Annotated in this window: 17 protein-coding genes and 1 riboswitch (1 of these 18 running past the window's edge); of the genes, 9 read left to right on the top strand and 8 right to left on the bottom strand. The window is 69.6% G+C overall.

Annotated features, from left to right (window positions below):
- The first annotated feature begins 49 nt into the window (after positions 1–49).
- Both DEIPH_RS05735 and DEIPH_RS05730 read left to right on the top strand, forming a co-directional pair.
- On the top strand, positions 50–400 hold the full coding sequence (locus tag DEIPH_RS05735; RefSeq protein WP_034355227.1) for a winged helix-turn-helix transcriptional regulator: 351 nt from the start codon (positions 50–52) through the stop codon (positions 398–400).
- A complete protein-coding gene (locus DEIPH_RS05730; RefSeq protein ID WP_034355225.1) occupies positions 397–978 on the top strand; it encodes a GrpB family protein in 582 nt (193 codons plus the stop codon). The genes DEIPH_RS05735 and DEIPH_RS05730 overlap by 4 nt, the downstream gene beginning before the upstream one ends.
- A 143-nt stretch (positions 979–1,121) precedes the next feature.
- Here DEIPH_RS05730 and DEIPH_RS05725 read toward each other — a convergent pair whose 3' ends face one another.
- Entirely contained in the window at positions 1,122–1,559 is a 438-nt protein-coding gene (locus DEIPH_RS05725; protein ID WP_034355222.1) for an OsmC family protein, read from the bottom strand.
- Positions 1,560–1,637: 78 nt separating this feature from the next.
- Between DEIPH_RS05725 and DEIPH_RS05720 the strand changes: the two genes are divergently transcribed.
- The gene (locus DEIPH_RS05720; RefSeq protein ID WP_034355220.1) at positions 1,638–2,522 is read left to right on the top strand and encodes an alpha/beta hydrolase; all 885 of its coding nucleotides are present in this window, start codon (positions 1,638–1,640) and stop codon (positions 2,520–2,522) included.
- Here the strand turns inward: DEIPH_RS05720 and crtI are convergent.
- From crtI to DEIPH_RS05705, 3 genes are all read right to left on the bottom strand, one after another.
- On the bottom strand, positions 2,519–4,195 hold the full coding sequence (gene crtI, locus DEIPH_RS05715; protein WP_161636038.1) for a phytoene desaturase family protein: 1,677 nt from the start codon (positions 4,193–4,195) through the stop codon (positions 2,519–2,521). The two genes, DEIPH_RS05720 and crtI, sit on opposite strands and share 4 nt — an antisense overlap.
- 117 nt (positions 4,196–4,312) lie before the next feature.
- A complete protein-coding gene (locus tag DEIPH_RS05710; RefSeq protein WP_051517178.1) occupies positions 4,313–5,191 on the bottom strand; it encodes a phytoene/squalene synthase family protein in 879 nt (292 codons plus the stop codon).
- A 154-nt stretch (positions 5,192–5,345) separates the two neighbouring features.
- Positions 5,346–6,038, bottom strand: coding sequence for a class I SAM-dependent methyltransferase (locus tag DEIPH_RS05705; protein WP_051517177.1), 693 nt, complete (start codon positions 6,036–6,038; stop codon positions 5,346–5,348).
- Positions 6,039–6,096: 58 nt separating this feature from the next.
- Between DEIPH_RS05705 and DEIPH_RS05700 the strand changes: the two genes are divergently transcribed.
- The 3 genes from DEIPH_RS05700 (at position 6,097) to DEIPH_RS05690 (ending at position 8,171) form a co-directional block, all read left to right on the top strand.
- Positions 6,097–6,975, top strand: a complete 879-nt coding sequence (locus DEIPH_RS05700; RefSeq protein ID WP_034355214.1) for a phage holin family protein — start codon at positions 6,097–6,099, stop codon at positions 6,973–6,975.
- Positions 6,975–7,682: a hypothetical protein gene (locus tag DEIPH_RS05695; protein ID WP_034355211.1), complete on the top strand. Its 708-nt coding sequence runs from the start codon at positions 6,975–6,977 to the stop codon at positions 7,680–7,682. The genes DEIPH_RS05700 and DEIPH_RS05695 overlap by 1 nt, the downstream gene beginning before the upstream one ends.
- A gap of 102 nt (positions 7,683–7,784) precedes the next feature.
- A complete protein-coding gene (locus DEIPH_RS05690) occupies positions 7,785–8,171 on the top strand; it encodes a Fur family transcriptional regulator (RefSeq protein ID WP_034355208.1) in 387 nt (128 codons plus the stop codon).
- 173 nt (positions 8,172–8,344) lie between these two features.
- On the opposite strand, the gene DEIPH_RS18670 is transcribed toward DEIPH_RS05690, so the two are convergent.
- Positions 8,345–8,995, bottom strand: coding sequence for a hypothetical protein (locus DEIPH_RS18670; protein ID WP_152544820.1), 651 nt, complete (start codon positions 8,993–8,995; stop codon positions 8,345–8,347).
- Between the two features lie 30 nt (positions 8,996–9,025).
- Entirely contained in the window at positions 9,026–11,110 is a 2,085-nt protein-coding gene (locus DEIPH_RS05680; protein WP_034355205.1) for a zinc metalloprotease, read from the bottom strand.
- Between the two features lie 338 nt (positions 11,111–11,448).
- A riboswitch (SAM riboswitch) is annotated at positions 11,449–11,540 on the top strand.
- Positions 11,541–11,690: 150 nt separating this feature from the next.
- On the opposite strand from DEIPH_RS05680, the gene DEIPH_RS05675 reads away from it, so the two are divergent.
- The 3 genes from DEIPH_RS05675 to DEIPH_RS05665 all read left to right on the top strand — a co-directional run bounded on the left by DEIPH_RS05675 (position 11,691) and on the right by DEIPH_RS05665 (position 15,512).
- Positions 11,691–13,028 (top strand): O-acetylhomoserine aminocarboxypropyltransferase/cysteine synthase family protein, encoded by a 1,338-nt coding sequence (locus DEIPH_RS05675; RefSeq protein WP_034355203.1) that lies wholly within the window; start codon positions 11,691–11,693, stop codon positions 13,026–13,028.
- Entirely contained in the window at positions 13,025–14,032 is a 1,008-nt protein-coding gene (locus tag DEIPH_RS05670) for an alpha/beta fold hydrolase (protein ID WP_034355200.1), read from the top strand. Before DEIPH_RS05675 ends, DEIPH_RS05670 begins: the two co-directional genes overlap by 4 nt.
- A 160-nt stretch (positions 14,033–14,192) precedes the next feature.
- On the top strand, positions 14,193–15,512 hold the full coding sequence (locus DEIPH_RS05665) for a glycosyltransferase family 2 protein (RefSeq protein WP_034355197.1): 1,320 nt from the start codon (positions 14,193–14,195) through the stop codon (positions 15,510–15,512).
- 69 nt (positions 15,513–15,581) lie between these two features.
- On the opposite strand, the gene DEIPH_RS05660 is transcribed toward DEIPH_RS05665, so the two are convergent.
- Complete coding sequence (locus DEIPH_RS05660) at positions 15,582–16,451, bottom strand: bifunctional 5,10-methylenetetrahydrofolate dehydrogenase/5,10-methenyltetrahydrofolate cyclohydrolase (protein WP_034355194.1); 870 nt, start codon at positions 16,449–16,451, stop codon at positions 15,582–15,584.
- Positions 16,452–16,483: 32 nt separating this feature from the next.
- On the bottom strand, positions 16,484–17,643 hold the 3' portion of the coding sequence (gene purH, locus DEIPH_RS05655; RefSeq protein ID WP_034355191.1) for a bifunctional phosphoribosylaminoimidazolecarboxamide formyltransferase/IMP cyclohydrolase. It continues 385 nt past the right edge of the window; the window shows 1,160 of its 1,545 coding nt (coding positions 386–1,545); its start codon lies beyond the right edge, outside the window; it ends in the stop codon at positions 16,484–16,486.

The following is a 17,643-nucleotide window of genomic DNA, read 5'->3' as shown; positions in this document are numbered from 1 at the left end:
ATGTGATTTGCGCCGCACTTTATCTGCCCTGAAGGTGTACAGTTGAGGCATGCATCCCGCACCCCCAGCCTTTTGCCCGGTCTACCGGGCCATCGGCGTGTTGCAGGAGAAATGGGTGCTGCACATCGTCCGCGCGCTGCTGGACGGCGAGAAAGGCTTCAACGAACTCGCCCGCGCCGTGGGCGGCTGCAACAGCGCCACCCTCACGCAACGCCTCGAACACCTCGAAGCCCTCGCCCTCATCGCCAAACGCACCGAGGACTCCCAGGGCAAACTTGCCCGCAGCGTCTACAGCCTCACCCCCGCTGGCCGGGAACTCCAGGGTGTGATCGACGCCATCGGCAACTGGGCACGCGAACATCTGGACGAGGCCCCCCACGCTCCCGCTCCTCTGGCGTGAACGCCGCCAGGCGCGTCGTCATCGTTCCGCCTGACCCGGCCTGGCCCGCCCGCTTCCAGGCGGTGGCCCGTGACCTGCGGCGCACACTCGGGGAGCGGGTTTCGGCCATCCACCACATCGGCTCGACCAGCGTGCCCGGCCTCTGGGCCAAGGACGTGCTGGACGTGCAACTCACCGTCCCGGACCTCGGGGCGGCGGAAATGGTCTTCCCGGCGCTCAGGGGCCTGGGCCTCACGCTGCGCCCGGAGGTGACGGCGGACCACCTCCCGCCCGGCCTGGACCTGCCACCGAACGAACTCGCCAAACGGTACGCGCACCGGCCCGGCACCCTGTATATGCATATCCGGGAGGCGGGCCGTTTCAACCAGCGGTATCCCCTGCTGATGCGCGACTTCTTGCGCGCCACGCCCGCCGCGCGGGAGGCCTATGCCGAGATCAAGCGGCAACTGGCCCGGCTGCATCCCACCGACGTGACCGCCTATTACGCCGTCAAGGACCCGGTGATGGATTTGCTGTCCGCAGGCGCGGAACACTGGGCGGCGCGCACAGGCTGGGACCTTCCGCCGTCCGACGCTTAGAGCATTTGTCAAAAAGAGAACTCCTTTTTGACCGAGCGGGCAAGCAGACGCGCAGGGGCCAAAAAGCTCAGAACCCTGACGCCAGCCAAAAGCGCCCCGGTCCAGACCAGGGCGCTGAAAGCTCACCGCTGAAAGCTGCGGGCTTACTCCAGCACCGCCTCGTGCGTGATCTCCACGTTTCCCTTCATCACGCGGCTCAACGGGCACATGTCAGCGGCCTGCTGCACGTGCTTCTCGAACTCGGCGGCGTCGATATTGCCGACCTTGCCGCGCACGGTCAGGCGCATGGTGCTGATCTTGAAGCCGGGGCCGTCCTTGACCATCTCGCAGGTCGCCTCGGTGCGGAGGTCCTGGGGATCGTGGCCGTCGCTGGCCAGCAGCGCCGAGAGCTGCATGGTGAAGCAGCCCGCGTGCGCGGCGGCGAGCAGTTCTTCGGGGTTGGTGCCGTTGCCGTTCTCGAAGCGGGTCTTGAAGGAGTATGGCGCGCCTTCAAGAACGCCGCTCCCGGTGCTGACGGTGCCCTGCCCACTCCGGAGGTCGCCCTTCCACTGGGCGCTGGCCTTGCGTGCGATGTCTGCCATGTCAGGCAGTCTGCGCCGGATGGGGTGACCCGCGCGTTCAGTCTCGCTTCATCTGGGGCGGCCGCTACACTGCGGGGTATGCAATACGCAAGCTGGGAACCGTCCGTCTGGGACCTGTCCACCGGGCAGGGGGCTGCTCCCGTCCGGGGCTACGTCTGGCACGCGAAGCAGCCCCGCGCCGCCGTGCTGCTCACGCACGGGCTGGGCGAGTACGCGGGGCGGTATGTGGACCGCTACAGCCGCCTGATTCCGGCGCTGGTGGAGGCAGGCTTCACGGTGTACGCCTCCGACCTGCGCGGGCACGGACAGTCGGCGGGCCGGCGGGCGGTGGTGGACGCGCGGGAACTGGTGGAAGACCATCTGCGGGCGCGCGAGAGCCTCCGCAGCCAGCCGCTCCCGGTGTTCGCCTTCGGGCACTCGCTGGGCGGCCTGGTCACGGCGGCGAGCGCGGCCCGCGACCCGCGCGGCCTGGGCGGCGTGATTCTGTCCAGCCCCGCCCTGCTGATTGGGGAGGGCGAACCCGCCTGGCTCAAGGCGCTGGCCCCCCTGCTGGCGAAGGTCGCGCCCGCCGCACCCGCCACTGCCCTGGGCACGGAGGGCCTGTCGCGCCTCGCGGGTGAGGTGAGCGCCTACCGCGCCGACCCTCACATTTTCCAGGGGAAGGTGCCCGCGCTGACCGCCGCATCCATGCTGCGCCTGAGCGGCGAGCTGTGGTCTCACTACGCGCGCTGGACGCTGCCCACCCTGGTCGTTCACGGCACCGCCGACCGCCTCACCGACGTGAACGGCTCGCGCCGCTTCGTGGAGGCCATCCCCGCCCCCGACAAGACCCTGCATCTGGTGGAGGGCGGCTACCACGAACTCCTGAACGACGAATCGCGCGAAGATGTCCTGGGCTGGATTCTGGCCTGGCTGCGCGAGCGGACGGAGGGTGCCGGCAGCCGACCCACTGCTCTCCGCTAGCCCTCTCCCCCTTCCCCCTCTGCCCCGTCCCGGACCGCCGGATGCAGCCCGAAGTCCTGCGCGATCAGCCGCGCCGTCATCTTGGCGCTCATCATCACGCTGGGGGTGCCCGCGCCGGGTTGCACGCCCGCACCGACGAGGTAGAGGTTTCGCACGTCCTCCGAGCGGTTGTGGGGGCGAAAGTACGCGCTCTGCACCAGGGTCGGTTCCGGTCCGAAGGCGTTGCCCAGGTAACTGTCCAGCGTGCCCTCAAAGTGGTCGGGCGTGATGGAGTCGAGGTACGTGAGGCGGGCGCGCAGGTCCGGGATATAGCCGCGTTCTTCCAAAAAGGCCAGCACCCGCTCCACCAGCCGCGGCCCCTCCACCTCCCAGTTCAGGCCGCTGCCCTGGTGCGGCACCGGAATCAGCGTATAGGCGGCATGGTGCCCCGGCGGCGCGAGGCTGGGGTCGGTGAGGGTGGGGACATGGAGGTACTGGCTGAAGTCCTGGCCCAGCACCTTCTGCCCGAAGATTTCCCGCAGCAGCTCCTCGTAGCGCGGCCCCAGGATGATGTTGTGGTGGCGCAGGTTCAGCGGGTGGCCGTCATCGCGGAAGCCGAAATAGATCACCAGCAGGCTCATGCTCTGGCGGGCGGCCTTCACACGCAAGTCGCTGTTCACGCGCCTGGCCTGCCGGGGCACCAGCTTGAGGTACGTGTTGGCCCAGTCGGCGTTGCTGACCACGAGGTCGGCGTGCCGTTCCTCGCCGTCCCGGAGCCGCACACCGCGCGCTGTCCGCCGTCCGAACGGCGAACGGACCGGACGCCCCCGGCCGTCCGTCACCAGGATTTCCTCCACCTCTGCGCCGTACTCGATACGCCCGCCGAGTTCCCCGAACTTGCGGACAAAGGCGCGCACGAGTTCGCCGGTCCCCCCCATCACGTAGTGGATGCCCCAGGTCTTCTCGACAAAATGAATCATCGCGTAGATCGCGGGCACGCTGAGGGGATTGCCGCCCACCAGCAGCGTCTCGAAGGAGAAGACCTGACGCAGTTTGGGAGACTGGAAATACCGGCTGGTAAAGGAAAAGAGCGTCCGCACGGCGTCCAGGCGCAGCAGGTCGGGCACGGTGCGCAGCATGGTCGCCATGTCCCCGAAATGCGTGTAGCCGAGGTCCAGAAAGCCGCGCTCGAAAATCGCTTTCGCGTCCTGATGAAACCGCTCGTAGCCGGCCAGATCACCGGGGGCCAGTGCCCGAATCTGGCGGCGGGTGGAGTCGGGGTCGCCGTCGTAGTCGAAGAAGGTGCCGTCGTCGAAGGAGATGCGGTAGAAGGGCAGGATCGGCACCAGCCGCACGTATTCCCGGGTGCGGGGGCCGCCGCTCTCGCCTTCCCGGACGCGCTCTCCCGTCAGCACATGGGCCGGATAGTCGGGCTGATCGAGCCTGCCGCCGTCCCGCTCCAGCGCGAACAGTTCCTCGATGAAGTGCGGCACGGTGATCACGGTCGGCCCCATGTCGAAGACGTAGCCGTCCGGCGTGCGCTTCTGGGAGGCCCGGCCGCCCGGCCCGTCCTGCTTTTCCAGGATGGTCGTGTCGAAGCCCAGGCTCTGGAGCCGGATGCCGAGGCTCAGGCCACCGAAGCCGGAGCCGATGATGAGGGCGGTCTTGCGGGTATGGGGAAGAGGTTGGGACACGGGGATTCCTTGGGGAGAGGCTCTGAGCTGCGAGCGGTGTGGGCCGTGAACCGGCAGCAGAACGCTTCCGCTTCTGCCTGGGCCATTGCCGGAGCGGTCTTTTTCAGGGCTTGCGGCTCACGGCCCCTCGCTCTTTTCATAGCCCACCTGATAGCCCACCGCGCCCTGCCCCCGCAGTTCCCACCACGCCTGCGGCAGCATCAGCAGCTTGCGGGGGCCGCTGACATGCGCCCGGCGGCGGAAATTGTCGAAGCCCGCGCGGGCGAGGTCGTCCAGAATCCCCTCGTAGGAACGGGCCGCCGTCTGCACCGCCAGGCGGGCGCTGCCGTGCAGGCAGGGAATCCCGGCGCGGCCCTCGGCGTACCACGCGCGGGCGAGGCCGGAGAGATGGCGCATCAGCGCGCGGTATTCGGGCGTGACCCTCCCGGCCTCCAGCATGGCGGACGTCACGCCGTACTCGCGCCGCAGCGTCTCGGGCAGGTAGACCCGCCCGCGTTCCAGGTCCTCGCCCACGTCGCGCAGGATGTTGGTGAGCTGCATGGCCTGCCCCAGCAGCAGCGCGTGGTGCAGGGTGCGTGCGCCTCCGCTGTACCCGCAGATCGGCGCGATCATGAACCCCACCACACCCGCCACCCGGCGGCAGTACATCGTCAGGTCGTCCAGATCGTGGTAGCGGTGGCCGCGCAGGTCCATCTGTAACCCCTCGTGCAGTTCCTCGAAGGCCGACAGGGGAACCGGCCAGTGTGCGGCGGCCCAGGCCAGCGCCGTATCGGCGGGGTGCGGTCCCGGCCTGCCCGCGAAGGCGGCCTGTACCCGCGCCCACCACCACCCGAGCTGCTCCCGCGCCTGCGCGCCCGGCCGTTCGTCCACGATGTCGTCCCCGGCGCGGCAGGTGGCGTACACGGCCCACACGGCTTCCCGCTGACGGGGCGGGAAAAAGCGCGACCCCAGGTAAAAGGTCTGGCTGTGCCTGCGCGTCACGTCCCGGCAGTGCATGACCGCCTCCGCCAGGGGGCGCGGGGGGACGGCAGGCGGGGGGGCAGTGTTCAGCACGGTCAGGGTCCTCTGCGTGCGAGTGTAAGCGGGAAGCAGCCGGGGAACGTCACGCTTTCTTACAGAAACAGCCCGCGCTGTCCCGCAGGCGGGTCCCTCAGCCCCTCATCCTGGCGTACCGCTCGAAGACCACGGCACCCACCTTCAGCATATCGGTGCGCGTGCAGCCGGGCAGCTGCCGGGCCACCCAGGCCGGATCGGGAAAGGTCAGGCCACCCAGGAGCGGGACAGACAGGGCGCGTTGGAGGGCCACACCCGCGCGCCCCAGGTACATCAGCCACAGTTGCCCCCCGGGCCGCGTCAGCCGGTCGAGTTCGGCCAGGAGGCGGGCGGGGTCGCGTGTCTCGTTGAGGGTCGCGCCGACCGTCACGCCGTCGAAGCTGGCGTCAGGCAGGCCGCTGTCTTCCAGGTTCGTCAGGAGCCAGCCGATGTCCGCCAGCCCTTCCGGGTGCCCGCCTTCTTTGCGGCGGGCGGCGGCCAGCATCGGGGCGCTGAGGTCGGCGGCCACCACGCGGCACCCGGCCCGCGCCAGCACGCCCGCGTAAAAACCGGTGCTGGTGCCCGCGTCCAGCCAGAGTTCGCCGGGCTGTGGCCGGCACAGGCCCCGGAACAGGGCCGCCTCCCGCCCCGGCGAGAACGGCTCCCCCGCCAGCAGGGTCAGAGACCGCCGCCGCCAGGCGGGATACCCCCAGGCAGTGAGCGGCCAGAGGTTGCTGCGCTGCGCCAGAGTGAGGGCAGGCCGGGGGTTCAGCGTTTCTTGGCTCTGGCGCGGAGTGCTCACGACGTTCATTATGCTGGGCAGGACTGGTCGCCCCGTGCAGGTGCCGGGGCGACCTGCGGAGGCAAGCATGCAAGAAGAACGCAAGAGCATAGGGGGCGCGCTGGTCGATGTGTTCGACGCGGGCGTCACGCTCGTCAAGACCGAGATCCGCGCTGTGGCCCGGCAGGTGGGCAATGTGGCCAAGGCCAAGGGCATCGGCGTGGTGCTGCTGCTGGGCGCCGTCGGCCCGCTGCTGATGGGCCTGATTTTCCTGATTCTGGCGGTGTTCTACGGGTTGATGCGTCTGGGCCTGGGCGCCTGGGCCGCCGCGCTCCTGATCGCCCTGGTGGCCTTCGTGCTGACCGGCGTCCTGATCATGATGGGCCTGAAAAAACTGGGGGCCGAGGTTCCGAACGACGACGCCGACCGCCGGCCCCTGCACCCCGACCACATGACGGAAGACGAGCGCCTCGAAGCCCAGTACCAGGCCGAGCAGGCGGCCAAGGCCCGCGCGGCGGCCGCCCCGACCTCTGGCCAGAGCGAGCGGGTCACGGTTCCGACCGGTGGGACGGTGATCGCCACTGCGGGGACGACCGCTGCGACCACTGCGGGCAGCAGCGCAGCGAGCGACCTGCGCCCCGGCACCGACTACAGTGTGCCGAGCGGCGCGGCAGACCGGGTGGAAGGCAGCGTCACGATTCCCGTGCCGCGCAGCGTGGACGGTCGCACCGAGACGCTGCCGATCTACGGGACCAATCCCGACAACAGTCAGCCCGCCCACGGCGGGGACGTGACCGACTTCGGCGTGCTGGAGACGGAAGACGACCGGGAAGGCGGGGATCACGCCGGGCACGCCCAGCGCCATGACCCGAACATTCAGCACCCCGTCGTGTTGAAAGACGAGCCGGGCATCGAGGTCAGCACCACACCCACCTTCCGCGAGGACATGAAAAAGGAGGGCTACTGATGGCCGGTGACGCCTTTCCCCACGGTTCTGCCCGCACCGAACGCGAGGAAGCCCGGGAACGCCTGAAAGCCAGTGTGGACGCCCTGGCCGAACGCGCCAACCTTCAGGTGCAGATGCAGAAAGAACCCCTCAAGATGCTCGGGGGGGCCTCGGCGGTCGGGGCGCTGCTCGGCATGGTGATCGGGCGGCAGTTCCGCCGCAGCAAGAAGATCTACGTGGACGCGGACAGCCCCGACAGGCACCAGAAGGCGCTGATCAAGGCCCAGAAAAACCAGAAGGGGGGCGGCGTGGGCGGCGCACTGGTCGCGACCCTCAGCACCCTGGCGGTCAAGACGCTCAGCGACCGGGTGATCACCCCCAAACTGGAGGAGATCGCGGGCGGCCTGCTGGACCGGGCCGGGCAGGAGGCGTCCCGGAAACCAGCCGGGCAGAAGACGCAGCCGCCCTCCTCCGGACAGCCGGCGGCCTCCTGGTCCCTCAGAGGCGAGCGGTCCGGCCCCGAGCCGACCAGCACCAGCGCTACGGCCAGCTTCCTGAAGCGCGACGAGGGCGCGGAGGCCAGCGACGCGGCCCGGACCGGGGTGCCCGGTGGCCTGAGTATCCCCGGCACCGGCAGCAGCGTCCCGACCCCCAAAAGCACCGTCGAGGCCAAGGCCAAGGGCAGTCCTATCGGTCCCCAGGAAAAGGCGAACCCGAATATCCGCTGAGCCTGCGCCGTCACCCTCAGTCCCGGTCCATCCGTTCTCGGTGGGCCGGGTTTTGTGTGCTGCTTTTTGATAGGCCGGAATCAGTTCTGCTAGCCTGAAGCCATGACCGCCACCCGCAGCACCCGCCAGCGCGACGTGATCGCCCGCGTTCTTGAGGGTGCGGAAGGCCCGCTGGCGGTGGGCGACGTGCTGGCCCGCGCACAGGCCGACCTGCCGGGCCTGGGGGTCGCCACCGTGTACCGCACCCTCAAGCTGCTGACCGAGCAGGGCCACATCCACCCCGTCACCCTCGACGGCGAAACCCGCTACGAACGGGCCGGACGCGGCCACCACCACCACTTTTCCTGCATCCACTGTGGGCGGGTGTTCACGCTGCACACCTGCCCGGTGGCCCTGCCCAGCGGCACCGTGTATCCCGGCGGGTTCATCGTCGAGGCACACGAGGTCACCCTGTACGGGAAATGCCCCCAGTGTGCTGGAGCGGCCTGAGAAGGACTCCGAAAGGTTGACACGTCAACCTGAAATCCGGGCGGACTTGCAAAGCTGCGCAGCAGAGCGAGAAGGAGAAAGACAGGTTCCGTCTATTTTGTCGACAAACTAGGAAAGCGCCGGTTCCACGCCCGGAATCCGGATCAGCCGCAGCAGGCCGCCCGGAGAGGCCCTCAGCGGGCCAGACGCTCCAGCAGGCGCTGGAGGGTGGCGGCGCTGGCCCCCCCCGCCTCGCGGTAGGGATTCAATTCGGGCGAGGCCGCGACCCGGCGGACCAGGGCGGCTCCACCCGGCAGCATGAAGCCGTAGCGGTACACGTTCAGATTGACCGGACCGTCAGGTGAGGCGAAACGCGAACGCGCCAGCAGCAGACTGGCCCGGCGTTCCAGTTCGGCGCGGGCCTGGTCCAGCGTGTCCTGCTGCTCGCCCGTCAGGACGGCCCGCAGGCGTTCCAGGGTTCGCTGGGCGGCCAAGGGGCCGAGCGTGGGCCGGGTCCCCTGCTCCCGGAGGATGACGGTCAGGGCTGAGCGGGCGGGGGCGTCCAGACCCAACCCGTCCCTGGCCGTCAGGTCGGCCAGCAGGCGCACCGTGACCAGCAGGTCCAGCACCGGGCGCACCCGCGCCAGCTCGGGCGAGGGGTCGGCGGCCGGGGCGGAGTGGGAGGGCGGGGGAGTCATCCGGGGGGAAGTGGCTCCCGCCATGCCCAGTGACAGGCCGGCGAGGAGCAGGGCACGTTTCATCCTCCGAGCGTAGCGGCCACAGATGATGGCGGGCTGATACGGGCCGGGCCGCAGCGGCAGGAAGGCAGGAGGGGCAACCCTCACGCGCTGCCCCTCCTGCCTTCTGGTCCGGCCTCAGGGGGCCAGGCGCAATTCGCGCTGCTCGCGCGTTTCCTCGGGGAAGATGACGGCCCCCGGCTGGGGCGTGAAGGTGTGGCTCACGCGGGGCTTGCGCTTCACCGACTGGGTAGACAGGCCGCTGAGGTGCTCGTACCACTTGTAGGGCTGCACGTTCACCCCGGCGGCCAGCGCGGCGTCCAGCACGGCGCGGTAGCCCTGGTGGGCGAGCTGGGCGGCGTCGAAGTACGCCAGCCCGTCATATTTGCCCTCGGCCTGCGCGAAGAGGCTGTCGGCGCTCTGGGCGGCGGTGCTCACCTTGCTGGCCTGTCCGGCGCGACGCACCACTTCCAGGACAGCGTTGGTGTTGTTCAGGTAGGCCGCCGTCAGGTAACGGTACTGGGCGTCGAGATTGAACTGCCCGAAGGTCTTGGCCAGGTCGTTGTAGGACATGATGCTGGCGCTCTCGTCGCCCACGTTGGTGAAGTAGAAGTCACCGGAGGGGCCGTAGGAGAGGTCCTGCTCGCTGTCGTAGCCGTCGTGGGGGTGCGACAGGCTGAGGTGGTGGCCGACCTCGTGGACGGTGGTGTCGGTGAAGCCGTAGCCAGCCTCCACGGCGCTGGGCGTCAGGAACGAGTACACGAAGCTCTGGGTGCCGGTCTCGCCATCGTCGTAGGCGATGCCCAGCAGTTCTTCCTGGCTGTCGTCGTTGTCGTTGAAGGCGTACACCGGCAGCAGGTAGCGGCCCTCGGGCACCGTCTTGTAGCTCTCGCGCAGTTCCTTCACGCCGAACTGAAAGAGCTTCTCGCCGCTGAAGTCGGCGTATTCCGGCGAGCAGATGTCCTCGGCCTCCACCGGGAAGAAGCATTTGTACACGTCGGCCAGATCGCCGTCCAGCGGCGTCTGCCGGACCACGTTCGAGAACCTGGTGAAGGGCTGGAGCACCGAGACCCGGTCCTGCACCAGCCCGGCGTTCAGCAGCTCCTGGGGGTCGATGGCCCCCTCGCCCTGCTCGACGTGCAGGTCGAGCTGGATGTCCTCGGGCATGCGCGGCGGCGTCAGCGTCACGCGGTAGATGGGGCTGGGCGTGAACAGGAGGTTCAGCGCCGCATAGCGCGTGACGCGGGCGAGGTCGGGGCTGACCTTGCGGCCATAGCCGATGCTGGCCTTGCGGGTGCCGTATTCCCAGATGGGCGGCATCCGGTAATCCGCTTCCTTGTCGCCGTCCACGTCGTCATGGGTCACGTCGTAGGCCTTGGTCCAGGGGTCGGGGTTGGCCGAGAGGTCATAGAACCACACGCGCTGCGCGGCCTGATTGCCCCGGGTGCTGCCGCCCCAGGCGATCAGGCGGCGGCTGCCGCTGGTGCCCGCCCGGTAGCCGGTGTCGCTGTCGGGCACGTCCGCGCGGGTGTACGAGTGGAACTTGAAGTCGGGGCGGTCGTACCAGTTCACCAGATAGACGGTGTACTCGCCGGGCTTCACGCCCACGCGCGCCACATTGTCGGCCAGCCAGTTCTCGGTCTTGGCGGCGTCGATCTCCAGGTTCCCGGTGATCTCGCGGTTGATGTTGGGAGACACGTCCGGGCAGGCGTAGGCCGAGACCAGGGTGTCCGGGTTCAGCGGCGCGGCCAGCTTGGTCAGCTTCTTGACGTCGGTGACCTGGCAGTTGTAAAAGGCCTGCTGCGCCGTCAGGGACTGCTCGCTGCCGCTCGCCTTGAGGAAGCCGAAAAAGTCGTCCTCGAACTTCTGATCCGCGAAAACGTAGTTGTACTGGTAGTCAAAGGCGTTGCCGGTGTATTCCACCGAGCCGTAGGCGCTGGGGCTGCGGGCAATCGTCTCGTAGCTGCGGGGCAGGATGCTCTGGAAATCGCGGGTGTTCACGTCACGGGCCGTGGCGACCTGGCCGGGCAGCGTTTCACGGTAGCCCACGAACACCACGTTGACCTTCAGGGCCGTGCGGATGGTGTCCTGCTCGCCGGGTTTGAGAGTGGTCAGGCGACCGAAGTCCGTCTGTGTTCCAGCGGGCGGGGTGGGGTTGTTCGGCCCACAGGCGGCGAGCAGTGAGGCACTGAGGAGGGTGGCGGCAGCAATGCGAAGTTTCATAGGCCTCCTGGGTCCGGCACCGGACCGTGAGCGGACTGACGGGGAGCCAGCACAGAAGCCACAGAAGAACCCGGCCGGGATGCCAGGGCCGCTCCGCCTCGTGCCTGCTGCCTGTCGGTCAGATATAAGCACAAAAGTTCTTCTCATGCCCATCATTTTCAGCAGGGCAAAGCTGCCCCCAGCTTGCCAAATGCCAGCGCAGCAACTGGCGGGCCGGCCTCCGGCCACCTTCATCTTTCACAGGCGGCAGGTCCCGGGCGGGCAGCCGGGCAGCGGCCGTCCCGGTTGACCCTCCTGCACCGCCCTGCTACCCTCTTTCCTAGCTCCCGCGTGGAGCGACCCTATCCAGAGCGCCCGAGAGACCTGGCTCGTCGACGGCGCGGCAACCGGACCTCATCACGTCACGGTGCCAAGGCCAGCCCGGTGCAGTGTCAACGATGACTGCTGCACCTGGGACCGATCAGGGAAGGTCACGCGGACGAACATTGCCCCGCCCCTTCTCGAATCCCGAGAGGGGGCGCGCGCTTTGGCCCGCTCCCCCACAGGCACCCGAACTTTTTCCTGTGAGGAGGGCCGCTTCATGGCTTCCAACCCCAATCATCTGCACTTCGAGACGCTCCAGGTTCACGCCGGCCAGCACCCCGACCCCGCGACGGGCGCGCAGGCGGTGCCCATCTACGCCACCAACTCCTACGTGTTCGAGTCGCCGGAACACGCCGCGAACCTGTTCGGCCTGCGCGCCTTCGGCAACATCTACAGCCGCATCATGAATCCCACGAACGCGGTGCTGGAGGAACGTATCGCAGCGCTGGAGGGCGGCGTGGGGGCGCTGGCGGTGGCGAGCGGGCACGCGGCGCAGTTCGTGGCGATCACCAACGTCGCGCAGGCCGGGGACAACATCGTCAGCACGCCGAACCTGTACGGCGGCACGGTCAACCAGTTCCGCGTGACCCTGCAACGGCTGGGGATCGAGGTGCGCTTCACGGGCAAGGACGAGCGCCCGGAGGAATTCGCCGCCCTGATCGACGACCGCACGCGGGCGGTGTACCTCGAAACCATCGGGAATCCGGCGCTGAACATTCCCGATTTCGAGGCGATCGCCGAGGTCGCCCACGCGCGCGGGGTGGCCGTGTTCGTGGACAACACCTTCGGGGCCGGGGGGTACTACTGCCAGCCCCTCAAACACGGTGCGGACGTGGTGCTGCACTCGGCCAGCAAGTGGATCGGCGGGCACGGCAACGGCATCGGCGGGATCATCGTGGACGGCGGGACCTTCGACTGGGGCAACGGGCGCTATCCGCTGCTGACCGAACCCAGCCCCAGCTACCACGGCCTGAACTTCTGGGAAGCCTTTGGCGAGGGCAATGCGCTGGGCCTGCCCAACGTGGCCTTTATCACCCGCGCCCGCACCGAGGGGCTGCGTGACCTGGGGCCGACGCTGGCCCCGCAGCAGGCCTGGCAGTTCCTGCAGGGGGTGGAGACGCTCTCCCTGCGCTGCGAGCGGCAGGCGCAGAACGCGTTGAGCCTGGCCTCGTGGTTGAGCACGCACCCGGACGTGTCGCGCGTGACCTACCCCGGCCTGAGCAACCACCCGCACTTCGACCGGGCGCAAACCTACCTGCCGCGCGGGGCGGGCGCGGTGCTGACCTTCGAGCTGCGGGGGGGCCGGGCGGCGGGCGAGGCGTTCATCAAAGCGGTGCAGCTCGCGCAGCACGTCGCCAACGTGGGCGATACCCGCACGCTGGTCATCCATCCCGCCAGCACGACCCACTCGCAACTCGACGATCTGCGGCAGGCGGCGGCGGGCGTCACGCCGGGGCTGGTGCGGGTGTCGCTGGGGATCGAGCACATCGACGACATCCGCGAGGACTTCGCGCAGGCGCTGGCGACCGCCCTGGTGGGGGCGGAGGGAGCATGACCGCCGTGACCTTTCCCGGGCACCTCCCCCCGCCCCCCGAACAGCAGCGATGTTCCGGCCCCCGGACGGCGCTGCTGTTCGGGCGGGAACCGCTGCTGCTGGACTGCGGCCAGCCGGTGCAGGGCGTGCGGGTGGCGTACCACACCTACGGCACGCCGTCGGACCACGCCGTGCTGGTGCTGCATGCCCTGACCGGCACCAGCGCCGTGCATGAGTGGTGGCCGGAGTTTCTGGGCGAGGGCCGGCCCCTGGACCCCAGTCGCGACTACATCATCTGCGCGAACGTGCTGGGCGGCTGCGCGGGCACGACCGGCCCGGCGGAGCTGCCCCAGATCGGCGGCGAGGACGCGCCTCTCACCCTGCGTGACATGGCCCGGGTAGGGCGGGCGCTGCTGGAGGAACTCGGCGTGCGCCGCGTCTCGGTGATCGGCGCGAGCATGGGCGGGATGCTGGCCTATGCCTGGCTGCTGGAATGCCCCGACTTGGTGGACCGGGCGGTGATCATCGGTGCCCCGGCGCGGCACTCGCCCTGGGCCACGGGGCTGAACGCGGCGGCCCGCAGCGCCATCCGCGCGGCCCCCGGCGGCGAGGGGCTGAAGGTCGCGCGGCAGATCGCCATGCTGAGTTACCGCAGCCCCGAGAGTTTCGCGCTGACGCAGGCGGGACCGAGTGCGCGGCGGCCCGGCACGCCCGCCATCACCAGCTACCTGGAGTACCAGGGCGAGAAACTGGCCGCCCGCTTCTGCGAGCGCAGTTACCTCGCCCTGACCGGGGCGATGGACCGCTTTCAACCGTCCGGCGCCGAGCTGCGGAGCATCCGCGTGCCGGTGCTGGCGGTCGGCATCTCCAGCGACGTGCTGTATCCGGCGGCCGAGGTGAGCGCCCACGCGGCCCAGCTTCCCCGGAGCACCTACCGCGAACTCTGTAGCCCCCACGGCCACGACGCCTTTCTGATGGACGCCCAGGAACTGCCGACGTGGGTGAGCGAGTTTCTGCACGGCTGAAGAGTGACGGCTGCCGCTTTCCGCTGAACGGCCAGAGAACCGCCAAGCCTGGGCCGGTTCTCTTTTCATGAAACCCGCCCTCAATCCAGTAGTGTTCTCTTTATCTCCCGTGCATAGTAGGGGGGTGAAGCAGGTCTGGTCAGGCCTGCCGAGGTGAACCTTGACGAACTTCTTCACTGCACTGGACCTGATCGGGCTGCTTCTGCTCTGTTTTTATAGCCTCCAGCTGTTGCTCGCGGCCCTGCTGCCCAGGCCCAGACGTTCCTTTCCGGCGGACCGCCGCCTGCGGTTCACCTTTCTGATTCCCGCCCTGAACGAGGCGCAGGTCATCGAGGCCACGGTCCGGAACCTGCGCCTCGTCGCGCCGGATGGCCGGGTGGCCGTGATCGACGACGGCAGCGACGACGCGACGGCCGTGCTGGTCTCGGCGCTGGCGGCCTCGGACCCGGGCGTGCTGCTGCTGCGGCGCACGGCCCCGGAAGCCCGCCAGGGCAAGGGCAAGGCGCTGAACTGGGCCGTCACGAACCTGCTGCATGGCCTGCACGCCGAGGGGGCCGACCTCTCCCGCGAGGTCTTCGCTGTGATCGACGCCGACGGGCGGCTCGGGCCGGAACTGCTGGAGGAAGCGCGCCAGGTGCTGGGCGACCCGCAGGTGATGGGCGCGCAGGCCCGGGTGCGGATCCGGCAGTCGGTGGAGCGCCTGCGCCCCGGCACCGTGATCGGCCACATGCTGGAGCAGCAGCAGGACGTGGAATTCTTCATCACCCGCCACCTGCAGGTGTTGCGTTCGCACTGGCACACGGTCGCGCTGTGCGGCAACGGCCAGTTCATGCGGGCCAGCTACGTGGCCGAGCAGTTCGCACGCGGCGTGGCCCCCTGGCCGGACGTGCTGCTCGAGGACTTCGCCAGCGGCCTGGAAGTGCGGCTGGCGCGGCCCACCCACCGCCTCGCCTTCCTGGAACACGGGATCACGCAGCAGGGCCTGCCCGACCTGCGCCGCTTTACCCGGCAGCGGGCGCGCTGGACCCAGGGCACGTTGCAGTGTCTACCCTACCTGGGCCGGCTGTGGACCACCCGCGTGCCCTGGCTGGCGCGGCTGGACTTTTCCTACTTCATCCTCGGCCCCTGGCTGAATCTGGTGATCGTGCTGACGCTCCTGACGCAGCCGCTGCGCTGGGCGACCGGCACCCACGGCCTGATCCTGGCCCCCGAGGTGGGCCTGACGGTCAGCCTGCTGAATCTCGCGCTGCAACTGAACTGGCTGGTGCGCTACCAGCTGGAAAACCGCATGACGCCCGGACGCGTGCTGTTCACGGTGGCCAGCTTCCCGGTGTATGGCTTCGCCCTGTTCCTGAGCCTGCCGCTGGCCTTCAAGAACCACTTCACGGGCCGCCGCACCTGGGACAAGACCGCCCGTCACGCTGAACCGGAAGGCCCCGCGCGCGGCCAGGGCGTGAGCGCCGCGCCGTCCGGCGACTGATCCCGGAGGGCAGGCAGGAGGGGGACGTGGGCCAGCCGCCGCGTCCCCCTCCTGCTGCTCTGTTCTCCGCTATTCCACCGGCTCACCGCGCTGCAACTTCACCGCGCGCACGAGGTTCTGATACATCAGGGCGCTGGTGAGGGGGCCGACGCCGCCGGGCACAGGCGTCTGGGCGCGGACGGGCAGGTCCGGCAGGGCGTCCCCGACCACCCCTTCCGGCGTCACATTGATGCCCGCGTCGATCACGAGGTGGTGCGGCTGGACGTGTTCGGGGCGCAGCAGGCCCGCGTGTCCCACGGCGACCACCACCGCGTCCTGCGGGGCCAGCACCGCCGTCAGGTCGCGGGTATGTTCGTTGCAGAGGGTGACAGTCACGCCCCGGTTGTTCAGCATGAAGGTGAGGGGCCGCCCCACCGTGCGGCCCGGCCCGATCACGGCCACGCGCCGGCCACGCAGGTCGTCGCCCAGCACCTCGCGCAGCAGGAAGCGCACCGAGCGGGGCGTCGGCGGCAGCAGCGCCTCGGCCTCGCGTCCGGCAGCGATCAGGGCGAGGTTTGCGGGCGTCAGGCCCTCCACGTCCTTGCGCGGGGCGATATGCAGCAGCGCGGCGTCGGCGTCCAGGCCCGGCGAAAGCGGCAGCTCCAGCACGATGCCGTGAACGTCCGCGTCGGTGGAAAGGGCCTGCAAGGCCGCGTGCAGCTCATCCTGGGCAGCGCCTGGCCCCAGGTCCCGCACGGTAAAGCGCACGCCCAGGCGTCCGGCCTGCCGGGCCTTGCTGTGGACATACACGCGCGACGCCTCGTCCGCCGAGGCCAGCACGCTGACCAGATGGGGCCGGAACTCCGCCCCTGTCCAGACGGCCAGCGCCTCGCGGACGCCGCGCGTCACCTCGTCGGCCAGGGGCTTGCCGGGGAGAGGGCGCATTTGTTGTTCTGTCATCTGTCTCCTGGGCTGACGGCTGAAAGCTTCCCTCAATGCCGGAAATGCCGCGACCCCGTGAACACCATGCTGAGGCCGAGTTCGTTCGCCGCCGCGATCACCTCGGGGTCGCGTTTCGCGCCGCCGGGCTGGAGCACCGCCGTCGCGCCCGCCCCCGCCGCGAGGCGCACCACGTCGTCGAAGGGGAAGAAGGCTTCGGAGGCGAGGACCGCCGCGCGTGCCCGTTCCCCCGCGTTCTGCACGGCCCGCTCGGCGGCCCAGATGCGGCTGACCGCACCCGCGCCCAGGCCGACCGTCACGCCGCCTTTTGCCAGCACCACGGCGTTGCTGCGCGCGTGCTTCACGACCGCCCAGGCAAAGCGCAGGTCCAGCCATTCCTGCTCGGTCGGCTGGCGGTCTGTGACCACCTCGGGGCAGAGGTCGTCCCAGGGGCGGGTGTCGCGGCGCTGCACGGCGAAGCCCCCGGCGAGAGGCCGCACATCCAGCGTGCCGGGATGGGCGGCGCTGTCGGCCACCAGCACGCGCAGGTCGGGTTTCTTCGCGGCGAACCAGTCCACCGCCTCGGGCGTCACGTCGGGCGCGATCAGGACTTCCAGGAAGGTGCCGCGCATGCTCTGCGCCGCCGCGAGGTCCACCGGGCGGCTGACCGCCACCACCCCGCCGAACACGCTGAGGGTGTCGGCATCGCGGGCCTGTTCCCAGGCGGCCTGCACGCTATCCGCCACGGCCACGCCGCAGGGGTTGGCGTGCTTGACGGCCACGCAGACGGCGCGGGTCCCGGCGGGCTGGTCTTCCTGCGCGGCCAGTTCGCGCGCGAGTGCCCAGGCCGCGTCGGCGTCGGCGTAATTGTTGAAGCTCATCGGCTTGCCGGCCACCACGCGGGCGTCCAGCACCGGGCCACGTTCCGCGCCGAGGCGGTACACCGCGCCGGGCTGGTGCGGGTTCTCGCCGTAGCGCACCTGGGCCACGCGGGAGAGGCCCAGGGTGAGGTGGTCGGGGAGCGTCTCCCCCGCCCCGCCTGCACCCTCCAGATAGGCCGTGATGGCCGCGTCGTATTCGCTGGTATGGCGAAACGCCTTGGCGGCGAGGCGGCGGCGGTCGGCGCTGGACACCTCAGCTTGCAGGGCCAGCCCATAGTCGGCGGGGTCCACCAGCACCAGCACGCCCGCGTGGTTCTTGGCGGCGGCGCGGA

Origin of the sequence: Deinococcus phoenicis, from assembly GCF_000599865.1 — a bacterium.
GTDB lineage: Bacteria > Deinococcota > Deinococci > Deinococcales > Deinococcaceae > Deinococcus > Deinococcus phoenicis.
Note: the sequence above shows the minus strand (reverse complement) of the source record. Positions and strands in the feature narration are given on the sequence as shown.

Coding starts and splice junctions, on each gene's coding strand:
- DEIPH_RS05735 (WP_034355227.1), top strand. CDS start 50: ATGCATCCCGCACCCCCAGCCTTTTGCCCGGTCTACCGGGCCATCGGC.
- DEIPH_RS05710 (WP_051517178.1), bottom strand. CDS start 5,191: ATGCACTGCCGGGACGTGACGCGCAGGCACAGCCAGACCTTTTACCTG.
- DEIPH_RS05720 (WP_034355220.1), top strand. CDS start 1,638: ATGCAATACGCAAGCTGGGAACCGTCCGTCTGGGACCTGTCCACCGGG.
- DEIPH_RS05695 (WP_034355211.1), top strand. CDS start 6,975: ATGGCCGGTGACGCCTTTCCCCACGGTTCTGCCCGCACCGAACGCGAG.
- DEIPH_RS05660 (WP_034355194.1), bottom strand. CDS start 16,451: ATGACAGAACAACAAATGCGCCCTCTCCCCGGCAAGCCCCTGGCCGAC.
- DEIPH_RS05700 (WP_034355214.1), top strand. CDS start 6,097: ATGCAAGAAGAACGCAAGAGCATAGGGGGCGCGCTGGTCGATGTGTTC.
- DEIPH_RS05670 (WP_034355200.1), top strand. CDS start 13,025: ATGACCGCCGTGACCTTTCCCGGGCACCTCCCCCCGCCCCCCGAACAG.
- DEIPH_RS05690 (WP_034355208.1), top strand. CDS start 7,785: ATGACCGCCACCCGCAGCACCCGCCAGCGCGACGTGATCGCCCGCGTT.
- DEIPH_RS05675 (WP_034355203.1), top strand. CDS start 11,691: ATGGCTTCCAACCCCAATCATCTGCACTTCGAGACGCTCCAGGTTCAC.
- DEIPH_RS05725 (WP_034355222.1), bottom strand. CDS start 1,559: ATGGCAGACATCGCACGCAAGGCCAGCGCCCAGTGGAAGGGCGACCTC.
- DEIPH_RS05680 (WP_034355205.1), bottom strand. CDS start 11,110: ATGAAACTTCGCATTGCTGCCGCCACCCTCCTCAGTGCCTCACTGCTC.
- DEIPH_RS05705 (WP_051517177.1), bottom strand. CDS start 6,038: ATGAACGTCGTGAGCACTCCGCGCCAGAGCCAAGAAACGCTGAACCCC.